The following is a 20,367-nucleotide window of genomic DNA, read 5'->3' as shown; positions in this document are numbered from 1 at the left end:
TGCTCAAGTAAGATATAACTAAGGACAATATCACTGTTTAATAAATTTCAATAAGCTGAGAGAGATTGTTCCTCAGCTTATTTTAAACTTATAATACGCTGATACTTTGGCAAATTCAGGAGGACTTACATGTTTAGAAAAATTTCTTTACTCTTTCTTTTGATATTTTCAGTTTCATTCAGTAATAATTCAGCTCAGTCTGCGGATATGCAAATCACAGCTAAAATTATAGAGCCTCTAACTGTTGTAACTTCTAATATGGATTTTGGAACAATTGTGGCTGGTTCTACTGGGAATACCGCTTTGGCACCCATGACTATCAACCATGACCCCTCTGAAAGAGTTGTTATAGTTGTGGACTCACAAACTAAAACAACTAATGGAATTAATTTAGTGAATACAAACGGAGATCTTTTACCTGTTCAACTTTCCTCTATTGGGGATTATCCAGTTGGAAATATCCACTGGTTAGGTGGAGAACATACCTCTTTTGTTGGAAATAACGGGCAAATAAATTTGAGATTTAAAGGTATTATCAATACTGCTCTCAATCAAAAATCTGGATTATATTCTGGAAATGTAACTTTTAAAGTGAGATACAATTAAAACAAAAGACTGCCCTATCATGATATTCACGATAGAGCAGTCTTTTTTTCTTAAACCATCTCTTTATTTAGCTCTTTAGATATATCTTTCAAGTCAATTTCAACATCCCCATTTTTAGGCAAAATCAAATTCAACAATACCGCTATTGTTCCTGCTACAACAAATCCTGAGTCAGTGAATACATATCTTATACTTTCAGGAAAAGCTTCTATCACTGCCGGAACCAATCCAACTCCATATCCCAATCCTAAAGAAACAGCCAGTATTACAGCGTTACGCCCCTCTAAAGGCTCCTGATTTATCAAGTTTATTCCACTGATAGCTATCATTGAAAATATCATAACTAAACTTCCACCTATTACACTTTGAGGAACAAGTGTGAAGGCTGCTGCTACTTTTGGAATAAATGCACTCGCCACTAAAAACATAGCTCCTATTCCCACTACAAATCTACTCATAACCCCTGTCATTGCAATTATCCCTGTATTTTGACTAAAAGATGTTGTAGGTAATACAGAAAACATTGTTGCAAAAGCACTTCCTACTCCATCACTTATAATTCCACCTTTAAGTTCTTTGTCCTCCAGTTGCCTTCCAGCTCCACCTACAGTTATTCCTGACATATCTCCCATAGTTTCTATGGCTGAAACTACAAACATCAATATCATAGGTATTATAGCTTCTAAATGAAAGCTATATCCAAAGCTAAACGGTTTTGGAATACTTACATAATTCGCATTTAAAAGTGGCGTGATATCAATCTTCCCCATGAAAAATGCAACTACTGTCCCTACTATCGTTCCCATAAAAATAGCTCCAGAACTTGTAATCCCTTTAGTAAACTCTTTAAAAAATATAACAACAGCTAAAACTAATGTTCCCAAAATAAGATTTTCTGTTGAAGCAAAATCCGGTGCTCCAAACCCTCCTGCAAAACTGTTTATTCCAACTGGTAAAAGATATAGACCTATAGCCAATATAACTGTTCCTGTAACGATTGGCGGAAAGAATTTTCGGATTTTTTTCATATGAAATCCTAAGAAGGCTTCAAATATTCCACCTATAAGAGCAGCCCCTAAAACCCCCTCATATCCAAATTTTCCAGCTATCGATATAGCTACTGGAGCAAAAGAAAAATTTGTTCCCACAACTACAGGAAGTTTTGCCCCCATAGGACCTAGGCTATAAACCTGTACCAATGTATTTAATCCTGCAACAAGTATTGTTGCTTGTATCAAATTTATTCTCATATCTTGAGTGAACCCAAGTACGTTAGCAACTATTATTATGGGCGTAATATTCCCCATAAACATCGCCATTATATGCTGTAATCCTAAAGGTATAGCTTTTCTTAACTCCGGTACTCCATTCAGATCATAAGGTGATTTATTTTTTTGCATTTTAAAATTCCCTCCATTGTTTTTTATTTTTTTACAAAAAAAAGCGTAGACTCATGGATAGAATCTACGCCTAGAAACATATTTTGGGTATGTTAAAATGCTATTCTACCCATAGCGTCTTCATTTACGGCGAAGACGTAGAAACTATTGGACCATATTTCCAAAATATATGAGTATGCTTATTTTTTTATAACTGCTCTAAAAGCTCATCTGAAATATCAAAGTTTGAATAGACATCATTCACATCATCTAAATCATCTAAAGCTTCGTATAATGCCATCACTTTTTTAGCTATTTCCAAATCTGTGATTACAACTTTATTGTCTGGTATCATTGCAACTTCAGCTTCAGTTACCGTATATCCAGCTTTTTTTAGTTCCTCAGCCACATTGTTACACTCAGTGTACTCTGTATATACTGTAAACTCTCCAGCCTCTTCTATAACATCATCCGCTCCAGCTTCAAGAGCCGCCATCATAAACTCATCCAAATCAATCCCCTCAGAAGGTACTAAAATTTCTCCCTTCTTTTGGAACATCCAAGCAACTGCTCCATCTGTTCCTAGGTTTCCTCCTCTTTTAGAGAATGCTGCCCTAACTTCAGAAGCCGATCTATTTTTATTATCTGTTACAACCTCAACTATGAAAGCTGTCCCTTCTGGACCATAACCTTCATATCTAATCTCCATATAGTCAACACCTTCAAGCTCTCCAGTTCCCTTTTTGATCGCTCTTTCCAGGTTATCTTTTGGCATGTTAGCTGCTTTTGCTTTCTCTACTGCTAATCTAAGTCTTGGATTGAATCCAGGATCTCCTCCAGCCTCTTTAGCTGCAATTGTCAACTCTTTCCCTAATCTTGTGAAAACTTTTGCTCTTTTAGCATCTTGAGCACCTTTTCTATGCTTTATATTAGACCATTTGCTATGTCCTGCCACAAAAATTCCTCCTATTTTCCTAAATTACTATATAAATTTTATCATACTAACTATTTTTTTTCAATATATTTGGGCACTAGGTTAATTTTTTTATGAACCTCTTCCAAAACTTTTTCTGGTTTTATGAGTCTATATCTCTCTTCATATGAAAGTTCATCATAGTTTTCCGAACCCACATCTCTTGGCTCTATCCCTTCATGTCTCTTATTCCCTCTAGATAACCAATCATTTCTATTTGAACCTGGACTGAATATTGCAAAACTTGGAATATCCAAAGCTTGTGCTAGATGTCGTGGTCCACCCTCATTTCCTACAAATATATCACAATTTGATAAAAGGGCTCCCAGTTCTCTTATGTCACCAGTATAAATATCTGATATTATTCTCTTATCCCATTCCAGTTCCTCGTGAAATTTTTTAGCAAAATCCTTTTCATTTGGAGAATAGTACAATACAATTTGTGAATCGTACCGTTCTAAAAGTTCTGTCGCTATTTTTTTCATCAAATCTATTGGATAAATTTTTTCTGGTCTTCTTGAATTTATAGCTAAAGGGATTATAAGTTTGTCAAAATTCACTCCTGCCTCTTCCATTCTTTTACGAAGTTTTTCCCTCTCCTCAGGAAGAAATTCAAGTGAGTAACTTGGATTTAGTTTCATGTCCACACCATCTTTAATTAAGGGATCTAACATTTTTAAGAATTTTTCAGCTTTATCAAATTCACTTGAAGGTTCTTGTATACTGTGAGTATAAGTATAACCTCTTTTAGGTTTATAACGCCCTATTCTATACTTTGCTTTTCTTGAAAACAGTGTAAAAAGTTCACTCTTTGGAGTCGACATAATATCCACAACTATATCGTAGTCATTTCTTGTCACATCCCACACTTTTTTAATATATTTAAATGGATTTTTTTGCTCTTCTTTTGTTATCGTTATCACATTGTTTATGTAAGTTTGATTCTTAAAAAGTGGAGCCACATGTTCATACAAAACATAATCTATCTCAGCTTCTGGATACGTCTCTTTCAAACTTTTACAAATAACAGATGAGAGTATAGCATCTCCAATCTGCTTAAATCTAACAACTAATATTTTCATTTTAACTCTCCTGAATGATATTTTTTACGTTTTTCAAATCTCCCCAAAAATCGACAGCAACTTTTGACCTTTTTCCTCCATCATCTCTGGATTTTTTAGCAAAATTTGCATCGTATGTTAAAACAGTTTTTATATCCCCTCTCCACTGCTTAACCTCTCCTCTTTCCTGAAGAAATTTAACCTCTCTCTCATTTAAAACTTCTGCAACATCTTGTCCTAAAGCTACAATTATTTTAGGATTCATAAGTGCTATTTGCATATGTAGATACTCTTTTAAATCTCTTTTATCCTTCTCTTCTAACTCTCTATATTTTTTTGGAGATTTAGTTAAAGTTGTTATATAATAATCCTCTGGCAACAACCCAACTATATCACAAAGTTTTATTAAAAACTCTCCACTAGAGCTAGTTCTAACTTTCAATCCTTCATCCTCATAAAGAAGTGGATCATCACCTACAAAGAGAACTTTCCCTTTAAAATTTCCAGTTCCTAAAACTATTTTTTCCTTGCTGTCTCTCAAAACATCTGTTGTTCCAACCTCAAACTTTAGCTCTTCTAAAAGTTTTTCAACCTCTTCCATCTCTCCTCCTAGAATTCAATTACTTTTGTTGTTATTTCTTGCTGTGCCACCTCTAAAGATATCTCTAATCCATCTCTTAACAATTCATCTAAAACAGCATCTATTGCCAATTTAGCATCATTGCTATCCCTGCTCATATGTGCTAAGTAAACTTTTTTTAGATTTGAATGATAATTTTCTCTCACAAATCTGGCACAATCATTGTTTGATAGATGCCCATTTCTACTTTTCACTCTAGCTTTCAAATCCCAAGGGTATGAACAGTCCATCAACTTCTGATAGTCATAGTTACATTCTATAACCATCACATCGACATCTTTAAACGCTTCTCTCACACCGTTATCTATATAGCCCACATCTGTAGCTATAGCTAATTTAGATCCTGTACTCTCTTCAAATCTAAACCCTATCGTTCTTTCTGCATCATGCAAAACATCAAATGGATACACCATAGTGTCCCCCAACCAAAACTGCTCCTCTATGAATCTTAAATTAGAATCTTTTATTTTTCCAATTTTTAGTATCCCCGCTTCATAGCTTTCTTTTGTAATATAGATTGGAACATCATATTTCCTAGATATTATTCCCGCTCCTTGAATATGATCTCCATGCTCATGCGTTATTAAAATCCCATCTATACTACAAATATCCACACCTATCCGCTTCAGTTGTTCCTCTATTTTTTTTCCACTAAATCCAGCATCCACCAATAACCTTATTGAGTCTGTTTCTAAAAAAATAGAGTTCCCTCTACTTCCACTTCCTAGCACTGATAATTTCATGACACATCCTCTCTTTTTCATCCTATATACTCTATTATATCATAAAAAAACCTCTTAGCAAACTGCTAAGAGGTCCTATTAATCACCTTTAAATCTCTTCAAACTGATCCTTACCGACATAACACAATGGGCAAACCCAATCTTCAGGAACATTTTCCCACACAGTTCCAGGTGCTACTCCATTTTCTGGATCACCAATAGTTTCATCATAAACATAATCACATATAACACATCTCATCTGTTTTGCCACACCAATACCCCCTTTTATTTTCAAATACTTAATTTGACCATAATCCATGAATATTGCAATACTCTCTAGCACAAACGCTCTCTCCCTTAGGGACTCTAAAATATGCTTCCGGAGCATCACCAGGTTTTAAATATTTTCTATATAAAAACTCTCCCACACATATCTCAATCATCTGAATATAGTGCTCTTCTGTCATGGGATGTGCCACCTCTTTTCCAACTTTAACTAAATAACCATCCTCTTTTACCTCAACATAAGGAACATGTTTTTCAGTTGCAGCATCTTGTGTTTTTTCTTTAAGTAACTCTAAATCAGGGACCTCTACTCCCTCCTTATCAGCTACAAGAACTTCCACAACTACAGGATTACCTTTTACTTTTAAAATATCATAAACTTTCATAGCTTCCTCCTTAAAACATTTATGTTTAAAATTTTCTCTACTATTTATTCTGACATTTTGAACATATTCCTTTAAAATAAACATGGTATTCATTTATTTTAAAATCTTCCATTCCATCTATAAGAATTTGATCTATTTTTACAGGTACATCATAAACTTTTTTACACTCCACACATTTAAAATGCCCATGAACATCCATATCTGCATCATATCTTGTTTCATTTTCCTCTATTGTTATCACCCTTGCTATTCCTTTTTCTATAAATAGACTTAAAGTGTTGTAAACTGTTGTTTTAGATAGTGTTGGAATCTCTTTAGAAAGTGATTTATATATCTCATCAACAGTCGGGTGAGTCCTATTTTCTAATAAATATTGGAATATTTTCATTCTTTGATATGAGGGTTTTATATCATGTATTTTTAGATGATCTCCTACATTTTCTATATACATTTCTCCTCCTTGTAATCGTTACAACTTTATAACGATTCTCTTTAGATAAAATATACACTTTTTTAGTATTTTTGTCAAGAAATTACACGAGTTCTTTAACCATTAAAAAACGATCTACATCTTTTCCATACTCATTCTTTTGTAACTCTTTTACCAAATACCCCATCTTTTGATACATATTTATAGCAATTATATTATTGGGATCCACTGTTAAATAAATTTTTTCTATACCTTTTTTAATTAACTCCTCATGAGTTTTAATCAGAAGCTCCACACCGTATCCCTTACCTCTTTGAGATGGTACAGTTGAAAATCCATATAGAAAAACTGCATTTTCAGACATGACACCCTGATACTGTGCAACCGATAAAAGTTCATCCCCATTCATAAGAACATATAGTTGTCCGTATCTTACAAAGCTCATAAGCATCCACATATCAGCTCCGCCCATCACACCAAAGCTTTCTAATTCATTGCTATATATTTTATCTATTAACTCTCTATTATCTGCCTTAACCTCCACAAAATCCATAAACTCCTCCTAATACTCTATCTCACACAGATATAATCCAAAGGGTTCTGCAACCATCTTCACATGCTTTTTAGTAGGATTTTCTAACATATCTTTTAAATAGGTTTCTGGTTTATATTTTAAATATATACTTAAAATAGTTCCAACTATTATACGAATTTGTGATTTTAAAAAAGAGTTGCCTTTGACGTGAAGTTTTACTGTTTTCTCATCCACTCTTTTAAATTCAGCGACGTATATCTCTCTCACTGTTGTTTTACTGCTACAATCTGCAAGTCTAAAATTTGAAAAATCATGAACTCCAACAAGCGGTGCCACAATTTTATTCAGCTCATCAATATCCATTTTTTTTTCTATAAATGTTGTATATCTAGAATTGAATGGTGTTTTTTCCTCTGTTATAAAATACTCATAACCTCTATGCTTTGCTGAAAATCTAGAATTAAAATCCAAAGCTACTTCTTCTACACTGGTTATTACTATATCTTTTGGTAAACGTGAATTTATTATTCTTTCCATTCTCTCGCACGGGATTGTAGAATCTATTATAAAGTTTGAAACTTGAACCTTTCCGTGTACTCCTCTATCCGTTCTTCCCGCTGAAACTAAATCTATATCCTCTTTAAAAATCAGTTTTAAGACTTTCTCCAACTCTCCTTGAACAGTTCTAAGCCCTGGTTGTCTTTGAAATCCAAAAAACTCACTTCCATCATAACTGTAAGTCAACTTAATATTTTTTCCCAAAATTTTACTCCTTTCCTTTTTTATAACCTTTTTTATCATATATATAAAAAAAAGTCTTGAATAATCAAGACTTCGAATTTCTTATGTGGTGCGAGAGGAGGGACTTGAACCCTCACGTCGAAACGCCAGATCCTAAGTCTGGTGCGTCTGCCAATTCCGCCACCCTCGCAAAAAGATGGTGCGTCATACTGGGCTCGAACCAGTGACAACACGATTAAAAGTCGTGTGCTCTACCATCTGAGCTAATGACGCATTTCTGTATGATATACTTTTAAAACTTATATGGGGTGACCGACGGGATTTGAACCCGCGACAACCAGATCCACAAACTGGCGCTCTACCAACTGAACTACGGCCACCATATGGCGTGTCTGAAGAGATTCGAACTCCTGACCCACGCCTTAGAAGGGCGTTGCTCTATCCAGCTGAGCTACAGACACATTTTAAAAATATTAAATTTTGGAGCGGGAGACGAGGGTCGAACTCGCGACATTCAGCTTGGAAGGCTGACGCTCTACCAACTGAGCTACTCCCGCAGATGGTCGGAATAGCAAGATTCGAACTTGCGGCCCCCTGCTCCCAAGGCAGGTGCGCTACCGGACTGCGCTATATTCCGACTATTTAATTTTGTGTTCCGAACTGTTGTTCCTCAACACAAGAATGATTATATCACTTATAATAAAGTTTGTCAACAACTTTTTTTTATTATTTTTATAAAATAAAAAAAAGGATTGATTTTACTTAGAAAGAAGAATAATTAATAGACTTATTGCAAAAGTTTTTCTATAATACTATTAAATATTTTAAACTATTTTTAACCATGTTTTAGGAGGTCTTAAATGAAAAATCAAAAAACTATTTGTTCTCTTCTTTTAGCTGGATCTTTATTCACTGCTTGTACAGCAACTAATGGATTGAATGATAAAACTACTGGTACTGCCGGTGGAGCTGCTGTTGGAGCTCTGCTTGGTCAAGCTATTGGTCAAAACACAAAAGGAACTTTAATCGGTGCTGGAATTGGTGCTCTTGCCGGTTTAGGATGGGGAGCTTATAAAGATCAACAAACTAAAGAGTTGAGAGAAAGATTACAAAATACTCAAGTTAAAGTTACCGACGAGGGAAACTATATCAATCTTAACCTTCCAGGAGGAGTTACATTCCCTACAAATGGTTATGTTATTGGCTCTGGATTTTATGCCCCTCTAAGCGATATTGCATCTGTTTTAAATCAATATCCTGAAACTAGAATACAGATTTCTGGAAATACAGACAATACTGGTGCTTACTCATACAATGAAAATCTATCTGTTAGAAGAGCTAGAAGTGTAGCTGATTTCTTAGCAAGTAGAGGTGTAGCTCCAAACAGAATAACTATCAATGGATACGGTCCAAACAGACCTATCGCCAGCAATGCTACAGCTGCAGGTAGAGCTCAAAACAGAAGAGTTGAAATTCAAATATTCCCTGCATATTAATTGCGGTAATCACAAATAAAAAAGACTGGAACTTTAAAATTCCAGTCTTTTTCATTATTTTTTTAAACTCTCCAGTGCATTCTGAGTGGCTTCTTTAAACCCCTCTGACGTATATGTTGCCCCAGAAATAATATCCAACTCCGAGGTTTGATTCTGTAAAAGTTGTGATTTTAAACTTTCTAATGCTGGATCTGCTATTGGTGGTGTATCTTGATGAGTGACATCGACACCTATAATTTTAAATCCATCCCCTTTAGGTTTAACTTTCAAACTTACAACTAAATCGTCGTTATAACCACTTCCTACTCCCTCGACAACCATCGGTCCAGGTCTATTTGCTTCAACCACCATCAAAACAAGTCCTAAGACAATAAAAGCAACAACACTTTTTTTTCTTAAACTTTCTTTATCCATCTATGAATCCCCTTTTTATTTTTTTGGTAATAATCTTGGAGTTACTTTATCTCTTCCTTCCAATCCTACCTTTTGAATATATTCTATAAGAACCTCGTCCAGTCCTGGATAATGTCCTATCTCTTTCCCGTTAGCTAAAGATTTATAACCATCTCCACCTGCTGCCATAAAATCATTTGTTGCAACAACATAGATTTTATTAGGGTCTAGCTTCTCCTCTCCAACTTTTATCTCTAAAACTTTTCTGTATGCTGGATTTTTCACATTAAATTTAACTGACATTCCAGCAACTTGAATCATAGCCCCTAAAGATTCTGGGTATGCTCTAAGCCCATTTTCTACAGCTTTTTGAAGATCTGATCCTTTAACCTCTTTTGTGATAACATAGTTTCCAAATGGTAAAACACTCACTATATCTCCAACAGTTACCTCTCCTGGATTGATAGATGCTCTGATTCCACCACCATTTGTTAAAGCCACATCCGCACCAGTTTTCCAAAGCATAGAATCTGTTATAAGTTGAGATAGATTAGTCTCTCCCGTTCTTACAAAATCTCTATTTCCTTGAAGTAAAATAGGTGATTCTCCCACTTTAACACTTGTTATCATCTCTTGCTTTCTATAGATTTCATCTATTTTAGCTTTTACACGTGCATCTTCAACTACTGGATTATCTCCGTTCAAGATTATATTTTTAGTATAAAGTGTATAATCTATTGAAGCATCTCTATCCTTTAATTTGTCCAAGTCAATTTTTACTACACCTACATTTTTACTGTATTCTCCTGTTTGAACTATAGCTACTCCGTTTACCATCTGTTTCTCTTTTAACTCTGTATGGCTGTGTCCATCAATTATTAAATTGATCTCTGGAACGGCTTCCGCAAGTCCAACACTTTGAAGATTTTTAGCAGTGCTCTCATCATCACCTAAATGAGTTATAGCAACAATGAACTTAACTCCATCTTTTTTCATTTGAGCCACAACTGATTTCGCTGTTGTTATAGGATCTGCTATTGTTATATTTTCTACATTTTTAGGATTTGTTTTATAGTATGTCTCCGGAGTTGCTAACCCGAAAAATCCTACCTTAACTCCATCTATTTTTTTTACTTCATACGTCCCCGCTAGAGGTTTTCCTGTATTTTTATCTATCACATTAGCTGCTAAAGTCTTATAGTTTTGCATTGATAACAACTCTTCTAATCTCTCTTGACCATAGTTAAAATCATGATTTCCCAATGTAGCAAAATCAAATCCTGCTGCATTTAAAGTTTCAACCATCGACTCCCCTTTTGTCAATGTAGCAAAAGTTGTTCCATGCATAGTATCTCCTGCATCTATAAGTAAAACTTTTCCATTATTTTTATCTTGGTCTAACGCTTTTGCTATTGTTGTCACTCTAGCTAGTCCTACACCATCATTTTTCGATTCCTTTGCTCTTCCATGAACATCATTCACATGCACTAGAGTAAGCTCATACTCCCCATCTTTAGGCTTTAGAACGCTACAAGCTGAAAGTGTTAAAACTAATCCCATCAATCCAAATACTTTTAAATTTCTTTTCATTTTTCCTCCCTAATTCCCTCTAGTTTACAATCAAATTCGAACATATTTTATCATATTTAGACAAAATTGTAAAAGAAAAAAACTGTATCTGTAATACAGTTTTTCCAATAGTTTATCTCATTTTCTTTTCCAATATTTTTTTCAATCTAAAACTTAACTCTAAAGCTTCCCCCTCCAAGTTTAAAATTTCTATTGTTTTTTCCAAAGTTACAATCTCTTTTTTTCTAAATTCTTTCTCTTTGACTCTTTCTAAAAAATAATCCAGAGTACAGATTGCCTCCTCATATTGAAATCTATACAGTTCTTCATATTTTTCCCCTTTAAATATTTGAACCCTTATATTTTTTTCTATATTTAAATAGTCCCACCCATTTCTTAATTCTTCAAAAATCATATTTTTTATATACATATACTCTTTTAAAAATATATCTCTTTTTACTTTATACGCTCTCATCTCTTGAATAAAAGGCATAAGAACAAAAGGAAATATGAACATCAACATTGAGGGTTTAGGTTTTTCAAGTAACTCTTTGGATATCTCATAAGCTCTTTCCCACTCTTGGCTCTCAATTTTTTTAAGGCTCAACATCTTTTTTCACTCCTCTGTTAGAGTAGTTTAGTGTATGCCTAACATTTTCTGAACTAGGTTCAACTTTTTTTACAAATATATAATACCAAGCTCCTGATTCTATATCCTCTTCCGCCAATTTTTGATGTGCTTCTTTAAAACCTAAGGTTTCATCTAAAAATGGAAGAACTGAGTAACAGAAAAAATATATACAAAGAAAACTTCCAAAAAATGCGCCCCATTTCTTTAACATTAAAAGCCCCCCAAAAATTAATTTTCTATAAACTCATCAATGATGCCGTAATCTCCGGAAAAACAACATGGAACATCAAATACGCTGCACCAAATGTTACACTCAGATTTATAACTTTTCCCACTAAGTAAAGAGTTAATGGTTTTCCACCTTTAAATAACTTACTCAATTCTGCAAAGTTAGTTGAAAGCCCTATACTTGTAAACGCTATACAGAACAGCCATCCCTGTAAAGGTGATATCAATCCACTTACCATTCCTTTATCTATTACTATTTTGGAACCGTCCACTCCCAGTGCTCCGTAGATTGCAGAAAATACAAGAGATGCCCCTATAAATCCTAAGATAAACTTAGGAAATCTATCCCAAATCTCTTTCAAAGACCCTTTTAGTGAAAAATCTTTTTCCGCTGCCATAGATGTATCCACCTTTAAAGACCAATAAGCAGCTACCCCTAGAGCCATAACTCCTATAATTATATTTTGTATCATTTTTATTGTTGCAGCAACATCTCTAGCTACTGGCCCTAAATATTCTCCTGCTGCCACAACAGCTCCTGTTGAGTCAACTGTTCCCCCGATCCAAGCTCCACCCAAAACTGGATCCATATTTAAAGCTTTTATAAACATCGGCATAGCTATCATCATAAACGCTGTAAACATTATTGAAATACTTACAGAAAGAGTCAACTCTTCCTTCTTTGCCCTACACGCTGCTGCCGCTGCTATTGCTGCAGAAACCCCACTTACAGACATATCCGCAGACATAACCATATTTAAACTTTTAGATTCCATTTTCAAAACTTTATCCCCGAATAAAAATGTCAAAACTAGAACCACAGGAGTTACAAACCAAGTTACAAATATACCTGGAATACCAATTAGAAGAACTTTGTTCACAAGAACCGTAGAACCTAAAAGTATAAGACCAGTTTTTATAAAATACTCCGTCTGAGCTGCCTGAAGAAGTTTTTTAGGTGTTCCAATCGTATTGCTGACGATCAATCCCAACACCAATCCCCAGAAAACATATCCCAATCCCCAAGCTTTTAAAGTCACCTGTTCACCAAGAAGATATGCCCCTGTAGCTAATAAAAACACTGCTGGAAACCCCTGTAAAAATCCATCTCTAGATCTTTCCATTTTTTTCATACCAACACTAAAATATAGTCCTATCGATGCCAGAAGAAGCAATAAATTAGGAATTATATTGTACGGTTTAACCATAGCTTTCGATTTTAATTTCCCCTCTTTATCTCTAGCTACCAACCATTTATCCACTAAATCATTTGCCTCAACATTTAATTTCGTGTCTCCGAAAGCTTTTGTTTGAGCTAAAGCAGTTGCGGCTAAGGCTTGATTTTTAGCTAACATTGCTGTTTTTTTAGCCTCCTCATACGAATCTATAAAAGGAGCTCCTTTTGCTTTTGCACCAGCTTCACTCAGATAGAATGATTCAACTGGGTTTGTGGTCCATTTTTTAGGTTTCCCTAAAATATCCTTCACTTTTGAACTTAAAGATGTTTTTACTACTAAACTATTTTTATCAAACTGTGCTTCATGCCATTGAACGGTTTTAAACGGAACTCTTTCCCCCTCGGATGCCATCACGCTGTTATACACTTCCGCTTTTCCAATCAAAACTTCCGAACTTGACCCCATATACATAAATACACAAAACACCAACAATAGTGTCGCTAAAAGTATTGCCCAATAATCTTCAAATTTAAATAAATCCAATATTGTTTCTTTTAAACTTTTTTTACTCTCTCTTGTTGCTTCCACTTCTATTACCCCCATAATTTATATAACAAGATTTTTTGAACCAGCATTCAAAGTTCCAAACATGACGAATGGGAACCCATAGGTTCCCACTCTAGACTATATTTAATTGTTGTTGATTTTTTTAGTGCCCTCCACCATAGTTGAAAGGTTTTTCAAGAGTGTAGCTCTCTCCTGGACTTGGATGATCAGAGATAGGTTTAACGTTGATGTTAGCTCTATACTCCGTCTCTGCCCAAAGAATTCTTTGAGCTACTTGTGCTTCTGGATTTAACTCCACACCATCAAGTATTAGCTCTTTAAACTTCTGATATCCAGCTCTGTCAATCAGATGACCTCCATGGATATACATAGGTTTGTGATGTAATACATTCGATGAGAACTTTTGCCAGTTTTCAATAACTCCAAGTATTACATCCTCAGTTACCCAGTTTAAAAACATTTTACCCATTCTAGGGTATTGCTTTCCTGTTCTTCCACCGATTGTTACTCTAAATAGCTTTTGCTCAGGTCTTACCCATGCAGATGACGGACATGCTTCAACACACTCTCCACAACCTACACAACAGCAAGAATCCTTAACAATTCTATGATTTTCTAATTTTAAAACTCTAGTTGCAGCGTGATCACAAACTTTAACACATCTTCCACAACCGATACATCTATCCTTTACATATACTGGCTTTGTTACTCCAATTATACCAAAGTCATTGAAGTGACCTTTAGCACAGTCATTTGGGCATCCAGCAATAGCTGTCTTTATATGGTAGTGACTTGGAAATATTCTTTTTTCAATTTTTCTAGCTAGTTCCCAAGTGTTGATATTTGCTTTTACACAGTGAGAATTTCCTATACAAGCCATTATATTTCTAGCTCCTATAGTTGGATATCCAGCTTTATTAACATCCATTTCAACTCCACACATCTCAACGTCCACTTCTTTAATATAGTTCTCTAAATATTCATTCACAGCATCTACATTTTCAAATTTTATTCCTGGTGCATTAAGAGTCTGTCTCATTCCCATATGGAAAGTTCCGTCTCCCCATCTCTCAGCAATCTCTTGGATTACTTTTAAATATTTAGCCTCAATTAGTCCTCCTGGCACACGAAGTTGGATCATAAACTCTCCAGGTACCTTAGATTGACGGAAGCAGTTTAGTTTCATTTTAGTTATATTAATATCGTGATTCACTTTATTTACCCCCCTTAGTCGATTAAATACTTAGCTTGAGAATAGTTAAAAACAGGACCTTCTAAACATACATAAACCTCATCTATTCTACAATGTCCACATTTTCCAATAGCACATGACATCTTTCTTTCAAAAGATACCCAAATTTTCTCAGCTGGTACTCCAAGTTTTTCAAACTCTAAAGCTGTATATTTCATCATATTAGGTGGTCCAACAATTATAACTTCTAAATCTTCAAATCCATCAGAAGTCATTTTAAGCTGAGGCACATACTCTGTTACAAGTCCTACACACTCACCATCTAATCCACAACCTTTATCCACTGTCAGTATCATAGGGTGTTTTTTTCTCCAAGCTATAACTTCATCTCTGAAAAGAATTGATGAATCATCTTTAAATCCAAACAACAGCTCCATCTCTTTTACTGATTCAGGATTTTTATAGATATGATTGATCAAAGATCTAACCGGAGCAAGACCTGATCCACCTGTTGCTATAACTACTTTTTTACCTTCATAATTTTTCATGTCAAAACCTTTTCCATACGGTCCTCTTAAAGGCATTAAATCCCCCGCATGAAGATTGAATAACTCATCAGTTACAATTCCAACTTTTCTGATAAGAAACTCTATCCATCCCTCTTCAGCTGAAAAATCTGTAACAGATATTGGACATTCTCCTATTTTAGGTAACGAAATTTGCATAAATTGTCCAAATTGAATGTTTTTAGCTTCTGGATACTCTATTCTAAATAGGAATTCTATCTCAGTAACTTTTTTAATATCTAAAATTCTATATGGTGTTGGCATAATTAAATTTTGCATTATTTAGCACCTCCATTTAGCTTGTCAACCTCTGCTGCTAATTTGTTTACTGTAGTTGAGAAAGAGATAAATACTGGACATTTATCATCACATCTTCCACAACCTACACACATATGATGCTCTTTGAATCTCTTCATATGGTCATGAATTTTATGCATAACTTTAAATCTCATTCTCTCTCCACCAGCTTTTCTAAACGAGTGGTTTCCAGCCATATCAGTATATCCATCCACATGACAAGATGCATTTATTCTTCTTCTCTCTCCTGCATTTGAATCTGATGTATAGTTCATATCATAAGTTGTGAAACAAGTACATGTTGAACAAGATACAGTACAACTTCCACACATTAAACATCTCTTATCAAACTCTTTCCACATCTCTAATGATTTCACTGCATTTTGAGTCTCTTTATCTTTAATTTCTGGTATTTTCACTGTTCTTTCATTTTCTACTACAGGAGCAACCACAAACTCTAACTCTTCATTTCCTGCAAAGTGTGATACAAATTCAGAATCTTTAACCTCTACTAGAACTCCATCCTCAGTGAATTTTACCCCAAAAGCATACTCATCTGTTGATCCTGTTCCCATCGATGCACAAAAACATGTGTCCCAACCTTTTGAAGGGCATTCCATCAATATGAATTTTGTTTTTTCTCTCATTCTTTTATAGTATGAATCTTCAAATCCACCGTTATTTAAGAAAATATCATCATATCTTTTTATAGAGTGAACATCACAAGCTCTCGCAAAAACAAGCATTGGTCTATCATCAACAACTTTAGTCTCTCTGTAGTCTGCATCTGTAAAATACAGAACTGTTTCAGTTATTGGACTAAGAGCCTCTTTTGCTGCATAGTCAGATTTTTCATTATGAACAACCTCATCTGCTGAATAAACTCTATCATATCTTACGATATCTGTGTCTGAATATCTTCCCTGTTTTGGAAATCTCTTTGGAGCATAAATTTTATATGCTTTGCTCAGGTCTTTTAACAGGTTATCAAAATTTTCTGCTGTTACTTTGTATCCCATTGTACTTTGCCTCCTATTTTTGAATATAAGTTCAATCAATATGTGTTTATATTACAACCTTTATGTGTTTTTGTAAATCATTTTTATTGAAAAAATAGTTTTTGGTTAAATTTGACTTCTTAGTCGAAAAACAAATGGTCATATCTTTATTTGTTTATTTACTCAGTAAACAATATTCCTTCATAAAGCCCTACCAGTCCTCAATTTTCACCACACTAGTATACTTGATATTCTAGTATTGCTTTGGTTAGTTTTTAAACATTTGAAAATCAATAAGTTGTATTTTTTTTGATATCGTTATAAAATATAAGAAAATATTTAATTCGAAAGGGAAAAAAATGAAAAAATTTACTATTGAACCTGAATTTCATAATTTGAAAATCTCTCAATATTTAAAAGAAAAAGGATATTCTGGAAGAGGTATTCGTAATGTCGAAGTTTATTTAAATGGAAAAAGAGTAAAAACTACAAGACAAGTTAAAAAAAATGCTAAACTTTTAGTTAAAGAAAAAGAGAAAGAGGTTGGAATAAAACCTATACAGATGGATTTAAGAATCATGTATGAGGATAAAAACCTTCTTATAATTGATAAAGATCCATACTTAGTTGTTCATCCAACCACAAAAAAAACAGATCTTACACTTGCCAATGGAGTTATCTACTACCTTCAGGAGCAGACAGGAAGAATTCAACCTCCACGATTTTTTAATCGTTTGGATATGAATACATCTGGACTTATTGTCATTGCGAAAAATGCCTTTGCACAGGCCTTTTTACAAGCTGATAAAGAAAGAGTTTCAAAGCACTATCAAGCTATTGTTAAAGGTATAGTTAAAGAGGATGAAATGATGATTGAAATCCCTATAGGAAGAGAGGGCGATGATTTAAGACGTAAAGAGATGAGTATTTTACAGGGTGGGCAGGATGCTAAAACTCATATGAAAGTTTTAGAGCGTTTCCCTGAAGAGGATTTAACTCTTATTGAGCTTGAACTTTTCACAGGAAGAACACATCAAATACGTGCTCATATGTCTTTAAATGGACATCCTATTTTAGGCGACGATCTTTATGGTGGTGGCGATACAAGAGCTAAAAGACAGCTTCTACACGCTTTTAAACTTATATTTACAGAGATTGATAACGGAAACAAGATAGAGGTTATTGCTCCACTCCCTCAAGACTTCAAAGAGATTTTACATAAACTTGGCTAACATATAGCAAAAGAGGATACTGAAACTATAATCTCAGTATCCTCTTTTATTTTCCTATCTAAAATCACTGTTGTACTCTTCGTTTAACAACGATTTATCCAATCCTTGTTCCAACTGCTCTTTTGTCACTCTAATGTTTGAAGTTTTATCTAAAATTTTCATAATTATAAAAGATACAACTATCGAGTAAACTCCTACTAAAGAAGCTCCAAAAATCTGAATCAGAAGCTGATGAGAGCTAGCCTGCACACCATTGACCATCCCATTTGCAAGTAAACCTATTAAAACTGTCCCTAAAAATCCTCCTACTCCGTGAACACCCCAAACATCAAGAGCGTCATCCCATTGCATTTTTCTAGGAATTTTTATAGCATAAAAACATACAATCCCTGCTAAAGATCCTATCAAAAGTGCCGACATAGGTGTCACATATCCAGATGCTGGAGTTATTGTTGCAAGTCCTGCTACAGCTCCAATAAGTGGATCCAAAAATGAAAAATGTTTTTTCTCCGAATAGGATAAAATACTCCAAACAATCATTCCACCCGCACAAGCTACTCCAGTATTAGTAAATACTATCGCCGCTGTTCCTGCAGCCGCTAAAGTTCCACCGGCATTGAATCCAAACCAACCAAACAGAAGTATTCCTGCTCCAATCGATACCAATCCCATATTGAATGGTCCTTTGTCTGTTATAACTTTTCTTTTTCCAAGAACCCAAAGAGCTCCAAGTCCAGAAAACGCTGCCGATACATGTATTACAGTCCCACCAGCAAAATCAACAAATCCCATCTTTGCTAAAAATCCATCTCCCCAAATCCAATGAGCTACTGGGAAATATACAACTATCATCCATATAACAAGATATTTTAGCCAAGCTCCAATAGTTATTCTATTAACTATTGAACCCGTCATCAAAGGTAATGTTATAATAGCAAACATCAACTGGTACATAAAAAACATTAAAAATGGAATTGTCAATCCATAGTTGCTATTAACCTGAAATATTATATCTTTAAAATTCATATATTGAGTTGGATCTCCTATGAATCCACCAATATCTTTTCCAAATACAAGACTAAATCCTCCAAATATCCATAGAAGAGTTACCACTCCAATCGATATAAATATCTGTAACATTATAGTCAAAGAGTTTTTTCTTTCTACCAACCCTCCATAAAAAAATGCAAGTCCCGGAGTCATTACGAAAACTAAAACTGTAGATATAACCATAAATGCTACGTTCCCATGAACTACACCCTCAAATACCACTTCTCCACCTCCCTATTTATAAAAGAGGTCTCTTAAAAGAGACCTCCAATCTTTTTAAAACATGTCTAAATCTAATTCCTTAGAAATATCCTTCATTATCCCTATACCTGCCACACTATTCCCCTGCTCATCCAAAGCTGGGCCAAATACTGCCACACCTAATTTTTTACTTGAAACTGGAGATATTATTCCTCCACCTACTCCTGATTTTCCTGGAATTCCTATATTGTCTAAGTACTCTCCACTTTGATCATACATTCCACACGTTGCAATAAGCCCATTCACTATTTGAGCATATTTTTTAGGAATTATTCTCTCTCCTGTTGAAAGTATTCCTCCATTTGCAAAGAAAAGTGCAATTTTTGCAAGAGATTCAGTCGTCACATATATAGAGCACTGTTTAAAATAAACATCCAATATGTCTTCCACTTCACCTGTTAGAACTCCTTGTCCCTTCATATAATAAGCTAAACCTCTATTTGTATCACCTGTTTTCTTCTCACTCAAATAGATATCCTCTCCTAACTCAAGAGTTTTATCCTCACTTATCAATCTCATAAATTCTAATACTCTATTGAATTTATCCACTGGATCCTTACCTTTTATCAAAGATGCGGTCATTATTGCACCCGCATTTATAAATGGATTTCTAGGTAGATGATCAGGTTCTGTCTCTAATTTTTTTATAGAGTTAAAAGCGTCTCCTGAAGGTTCTTTATGTACATGTTTAAAAACCTCTTCCTCTCCATTATCTAAAAGAGCTAAGGCTAAAACAACTGTTTTAGATATACTCTCTATTGCAAACCTAATTTTAGTGTCACCCGAAGATAATATTGTCCCATCAGCATAAGCTATTGTAACACCTAAATAGTTTTTATCCACTTTTGCTAATTCAGGTATATAAGTTGCTACTACTCCTTGGGATATCAATCCTCTATTTCTTTTTACCGCATCATCTAGAAAATCTTGTTTCATTTTAGCCTCCTAAAT

General features: G+C 34.5%; 23 protein-coding genes, 6 tRNA genes and 1 riboswitch. Of the genes, 3 read left to right on the top strand and 26 right to left on the bottom strand.

Features of this window, described 5'->3' with window-relative positions; all coding sequences use genetic code 11:
* The first annotated feature begins 129 nt into the window (after window positions 1-129).
* The gene (locus Q0V67_RS05325; protein ID WP_297597750.1) at window positions 130-606 is read left to right on the top strand and encodes a hypothetical protein; all 477 of its coding nucleotides are present in this window, start codon (window positions 130-132) and stop codon (window positions 604-606) included.
* Between the two features lie 50 nt (window positions 607-656).
* On the opposite strand, the gene Q0V67_RS05320 is transcribed toward Q0V67_RS05325, so the two are convergent.
* From Q0V67_RS05320 to Q0V67_RS05245, 16 genes are all read right to left on the bottom strand, one after another.
* Window positions 657-2,006 carry a nucleobase:cation symporter-2 family protein gene (locus Q0V67_RS05320; RefSeq protein ID WP_297597748.1) on the bottom strand — a complete coding sequence of 450 codons (1,350 nt, stop codon included), beginning with the start codon at window positions 2,004-2,006 and terminating at the stop codon, window positions 657-659.
* 92 nt (window positions 2,007-2,098) lie between these two features.
* A riboswitch (purine riboswitch) is annotated at window positions 2,099-2,199 on the bottom strand.
* Window positions 2,194-2,940, bottom strand: coding sequence for a YebC/PmpR family DNA-binding transcriptional regulator (locus Q0V67_RS05315; protein WP_297597746.1), 747 nt, complete (start codon window positions 2,938-2,940; stop codon window positions 2,194-2,196). It overlaps the preceding riboswitch by 6 nt.
* Window positions 2,941-2,990: 50 nt before the next feature.
* Window positions 2,991-4,040, bottom strand: a complete 1,050-nt coding sequence (locus Q0V67_RS05310) for a glycosyltransferase family 9 protein (protein ID WP_297597744.1) — start codon at window positions 4,038-4,040, stop codon at window positions 2,991-2,993.
* A 1-nt stretch (window position 4,041) separates the two neighbouring features.
* A complete protein-coding gene (locus tag Q0V67_RS05305) occupies window positions 4,042-4,620 on the bottom strand; it encodes a uracil-DNA glycosylase family protein (protein WP_297597742.1) in 579 nt (192 codons plus the stop codon).
* Between the two features lie 8 nt (window positions 4,621-4,628).
* Window positions 4,629-5,402, bottom strand: a complete 774-nt coding sequence (locus Q0V67_RS05300) for an MBL fold metallo-hydrolase (RefSeq protein ID WP_297597740.1) — start codon at window positions 5,400-5,402, stop codon at window positions 4,629-4,631.
* An 88-nt stretch (window positions 5,403-5,490) separates the two neighbouring features.
* Window positions 5,491-5,640 carry a rubredoxin gene (locus Q0V67_RS05295; protein WP_297597752.1) on the bottom strand — a complete coding sequence of 50 codons (150 nt, stop codon included), beginning with the start codon at window positions 5,638-5,640 and terminating at the stop codon, window positions 5,491-5,493.
* Between the two features lie 40 nt (window positions 5,641-5,680).
* Window positions 5,681-6,052, bottom strand: a complete 372-nt coding sequence (locus tag Q0V67_RS05290) for a desulfoferrodoxin family protein (RefSeq protein ID WP_297597738.1) — start codon at window positions 6,050-6,052, stop codon at window positions 5,681-5,683.
* 40 nt (window positions 6,053-6,092) lie between these two features.
* Window positions 6,093-6,503: a Fur family transcriptional regulator gene (locus Q0V67_RS05285; protein ID WP_297597736.1), complete on the bottom strand. Its 411-nt coding sequence runs from the start codon at window positions 6,501-6,503 to the stop codon at window positions 6,093-6,095.
* An 82-nt stretch (window positions 6,504-6,585) separates the two neighbouring features.
* Entirely contained in the window at window positions 6,586-7,035 is a 450-nt protein-coding gene (locus Q0V67_RS05280) for an N-acetyltransferase (protein WP_297597734.1), read from the bottom strand.
* Window positions 7,036-7,044: 9 nt separating this feature from the next.
* The gene (gene truA, locus Q0V67_RS05275; protein ID WP_297597732.1) at window positions 7,045-7,779 is read right to left on the bottom strand and encodes a tRNA pseudouridine(38-40) synthase TruA; all 735 of its coding nucleotides are present in this window, start codon (window positions 7,777-7,779) and stop codon (window positions 7,045-7,047) included.
* An 86-nt stretch (window positions 7,780-7,865) separates the two neighbouring features.
* Window positions 7,866-7,948: transfer RNA gene (locus Q0V67_RS05270), tRNA-Leu, on the bottom strand.
* 7 nt (window positions 7,949-7,955) lie between these two features.
* Window positions 7,956-8,031: transfer RNA gene (locus Q0V67_RS05265), tRNA-Lys, on the bottom strand.
* 31 nt (window positions 8,032-8,062) lie between these two features.
* A tRNA-His gene (locus tag Q0V67_RS05260) sits at window positions 8,063-8,138 on the bottom strand.
* Between the two features lie 4 nt (window positions 8,139-8,142).
* Window positions 8,143-8,219 (bottom strand) — tRNA-Arg (locus tag Q0V67_RS05255).
* Between the two features lie 20 nt (window positions 8,220-8,239).
* A tRNA-Gly gene (locus Q0V67_RS05250) sits at window positions 8,240-8,315 on the bottom strand.
* 3 nt (window positions 8,316-8,318) lie between these two features.
* Window positions 8,319-8,395: transfer RNA gene (locus Q0V67_RS05245), tRNA-Pro, on the bottom strand.
* Between the two features lie 223 nt (window positions 8,396-8,618).
* Here Q0V67_RS05245 and Q0V67_RS05240 point away from each other — a divergent pair.
* Window positions 8,619-9,254 (top strand): OmpA family protein, encoded by a 636-nt coding sequence (locus Q0V67_RS05240; RefSeq protein ID WP_297597730.1) that lies wholly within the window; start codon window positions 8,619-8,621, stop codon window positions 9,252-9,254.
* A 54-nt stretch (window positions 9,255-9,308) separates the two neighbouring features.
* On the opposite strand, the gene Q0V67_RS05235 is transcribed toward Q0V67_RS05240, so the two are convergent.
* The 8 genes from Q0V67_RS05235 to asrA all read right to left on the bottom strand — a co-directional run bounded on the left by Q0V67_RS05235 (window position 9,309) and on the right by asrA (window position 16,894).
* On the bottom strand, window positions 9,309-9,668 hold the full coding sequence (locus Q0V67_RS05235) for an FMN-binding protein (protein ID WP_297597729.1): 360 nt from the start codon (window positions 9,666-9,668) through the stop codon (window positions 9,309-9,311).
* A 15-nt stretch (window positions 9,669-9,683) separates the two neighbouring features.
* Window positions 9,684-11,237 carry a bifunctional UDP-sugar hydrolase/5'-nucleotidase gene (locus Q0V67_RS05230; RefSeq protein WP_297597726.1) on the bottom strand — a complete coding sequence of 518 codons (1,554 nt, stop codon included), beginning with the start codon at window positions 11,235-11,237 and terminating at the stop codon, window positions 9,684-9,686.
* A gap of 112 nt (window positions 11,238-11,349) precedes the next feature.
* The gene (locus Q0V67_RS05225) at window positions 11,350-11,826 is read right to left on the bottom strand and encodes a hypothetical protein (protein WP_297597724.1); all 477 of its coding nucleotides are present in this window, start codon (window positions 11,824-11,826) and stop codon (window positions 11,350-11,352) included.
* Window positions 11,813-12,058: a hypothetical protein gene (locus Q0V67_RS05220; RefSeq protein ID WP_297597722.1), complete on the bottom strand. Its 246-nt coding sequence runs from the start codon at window positions 12,056-12,058 to the stop codon at window positions 11,813-11,815. Before Q0V67_RS05220 ends, Q0V67_RS05225 begins: the two co-directional genes overlap by 14 nt.
* A 25-nt stretch (window positions 12,059-12,083) precedes the next feature.
* Window positions 12,084-13,841, bottom strand: coding sequence for a putative sulfate exporter family transporter (locus Q0V67_RS05215; RefSeq protein ID WP_297597720.1), 1,758 nt, complete (start codon window positions 13,839-13,841; stop codon window positions 12,084-12,086).
* Between the two features lie 121 nt (window positions 13,842-13,962).
* On the bottom strand, window positions 13,963-15,033 hold the full coding sequence (asrC, locus tag Q0V67_RS05210) for a sulfite reductase subunit C (protein WP_297597718.1): 1,071 nt from the start codon (window positions 15,031-15,033) through the stop codon (window positions 13,963-13,965).
* Between the two features lie 14 nt (window positions 15,034-15,047).
* Window positions 15,048-15,857 (bottom strand): anaerobic sulfite reductase subunit AsrB, encoded by an 810-nt coding sequence (gene asrB, locus Q0V67_RS05205; protein ID WP_297597716.1) that lies wholly within the window; start codon window positions 15,855-15,857, stop codon window positions 15,048-15,050.
* On the bottom strand, window positions 15,857-16,894 hold the full coding sequence (asrA, locus tag Q0V67_RS05200; protein ID WP_297597714.1) for an anaerobic sulfite reductase subunit AsrA: 1,038 nt from the start codon (window positions 16,892-16,894) through the stop codon (window positions 15,857-15,859). The genes asrB and asrA overlap by 1 nt, the downstream gene beginning before the upstream one ends.
* A gap of 338 nt (window positions 16,895-17,232) precedes the next feature.
* On the opposite strand from asrA, the gene Q0V67_RS05195 reads away from it, so the two are divergent.
* Window positions 17,233-18,105, top strand: a complete 873-nt coding sequence (locus Q0V67_RS05195) for an RluA family pseudouridine synthase (RefSeq protein WP_297597712.1) — start codon at window positions 17,233-17,235, stop codon at window positions 18,103-18,105.
* Window positions 18,106-18,159: 54 nt separating this feature from the next.
* Here the strand turns inward: Q0V67_RS05195 and Q0V67_RS05190 are convergent, their stop codons facing one another.
* A complete protein-coding gene (locus tag Q0V67_RS05190; RefSeq protein WP_297597710.1) occupies window positions 18,160-19,377 on the bottom strand; it encodes an ammonium transporter in 1,218 nt (405 codons plus the stop codon).
* 54 nt (window positions 19,378-19,431) lie between these two features.
* Window positions 19,432-20,352: a glutaminase A gene (gene glsA, locus Q0V67_RS05185; RefSeq protein ID WP_297597708.1), complete on the bottom strand. Its 921-nt coding sequence runs from the start codon at window positions 20,350-20,352 to the stop codon at window positions 19,432-19,434.
* Window positions 20,353-20,367 lie beyond the last annotated feature (15 nt).

It is taken from the genome of uncultured Cetobacterium sp. (assembly GCF_947072685.1).
GTDB lineage: Bacteria > Fusobacteriota > Fusobacteriia > Fusobacteriales > Fusobacteriaceae > Cetobacterium_A.
Note: the sequence above shows the minus strand (reverse complement) of the source record. Positions and strands in the feature narration are given on the sequence as shown.

What these genes read in the sequence shown, in the direction of transcription:
- Q0V67_RS05325 (WP_297597750.1), top strand. Translation starts at nt 130, where the DNA reads ATGTTTAGAAAAATTTCTTTACTCTTTCTTTTGATATTTTCAGTTTCA.
- Q0V67_RS05320 (WP_297597748.1), bottom strand. Translation starts at nt 2,006, where the DNA reads ATGCAAAAAAATAAATCACCTTATGATCTGAATGGAGTACCGGAGTTA.
- Q0V67_RS05310 (WP_297597744.1), bottom strand. Translation starts at nt 4,040, where the DNA reads ATGAAAATATTAGTTGTTAGATTTAAGCAGATTGGAGATGCTATACTC.
- Q0V67_RS05305 (WP_297597742.1), bottom strand. Translation starts at nt 4,620, where the DNA reads ATGGAAGAGGTTGAAAAACTTTTAGAAGAGCTAAAGTTTGAGGTTGGA.
- Q0V67_RS05300 (WP_297597740.1), bottom strand. Translation starts at nt 5,402, where the DNA reads ATGAAATTATCAGTGCTAGGAAGTGGAAGTAGAGGGAACTCTATTTTT.
- Q0V67_RS05295 (WP_297597752.1), bottom strand. Translation starts at nt 5,640, where the DNA reads ATGAGATGTGTTATATGTGATTATGTTTATGATGAAACTATTGGTGAT.
- Q0V67_RS05290 (WP_297597738.1), bottom strand. Translation starts at nt 6,052, where the DNA reads ATGAAAGTTTATGATATTTTAAAAGTAAAAGGTAATCCTGTAGTTGTG.
- Q0V67_RS05285 (WP_297597736.1), bottom strand. Translation starts at nt 6,503, where the DNA reads ATGTATATAGAAAATGTAGGAGATCATCTAAAAATACATGATATAAAA.
- Q0V67_RS05280 (WP_297597734.1), bottom strand. Translation starts at nt 7,035, where the DNA reads ATGGATTTTGTGGAGGTTAAGGCAGATAATAGAGAGTTAATAGATAAA.
- Q0V67_RS05240 (WP_297597730.1), top strand. Translation starts at nt 8,619, where the DNA reads ATGAAAAATCAAAAAACTATTTGTTCTCTTCTTTTAGCTGGATCTTTA.
- Q0V67_RS05235 (WP_297597729.1), bottom strand. Translation starts at nt 9,668, where the DNA reads ATGGATAAAGAAAGTTTAAGAAAAAAAAGTGTTGTTGCTTTTATTGTC.
- Q0V67_RS05230 (WP_297597726.1), bottom strand. Translation starts at nt 11,237, where the DNA reads ATGAAAAGAAATTTAAAAGTATTTGGATTGATGGGATTAGTTTTAACA.
- Q0V67_RS05225 (WP_297597724.1), bottom strand. Translation starts at nt 11,826, where the DNA reads ATGTTGAGCCTTAAAAAAATTGAGAGCCAAGAGTGGGAAAGAGCTTAT.
- Q0V67_RS05220 (WP_297597722.1), bottom strand. Translation starts at nt 12,058, where the DNA reads ATGTTAAAGAAATGGGGCGCATTTTTTGGAAGTTTTCTTTGTATATAT.
- asrB (WP_297597716.1), bottom strand. Translation starts at nt 15,857, where the DNA reads ATGCAAAATTTAATTATGCCAACACCATATAGAATTTTAGATATTAAA.
- asrA (WP_297597714.1), bottom strand. Translation starts at nt 16,894, where the DNA reads ATGGGATACAAAGTAACAGCAGAAAATTTTGATAACCTGTTAAAAGAC.
- Q0V67_RS05195 (WP_297597712.1), top strand. Translation starts at nt 17,233, where the DNA reads ATGAAAAAATTTACTATTGAACCTGAATTTCATAATTTGAAAATCTCT.
- glsA (WP_297597708.1), bottom strand. Translation starts at nt 20,352, where the DNA reads ATGAAACAAGATTTTCTAGATGATGCGGTAAAAAGAAATAGAGGATTG.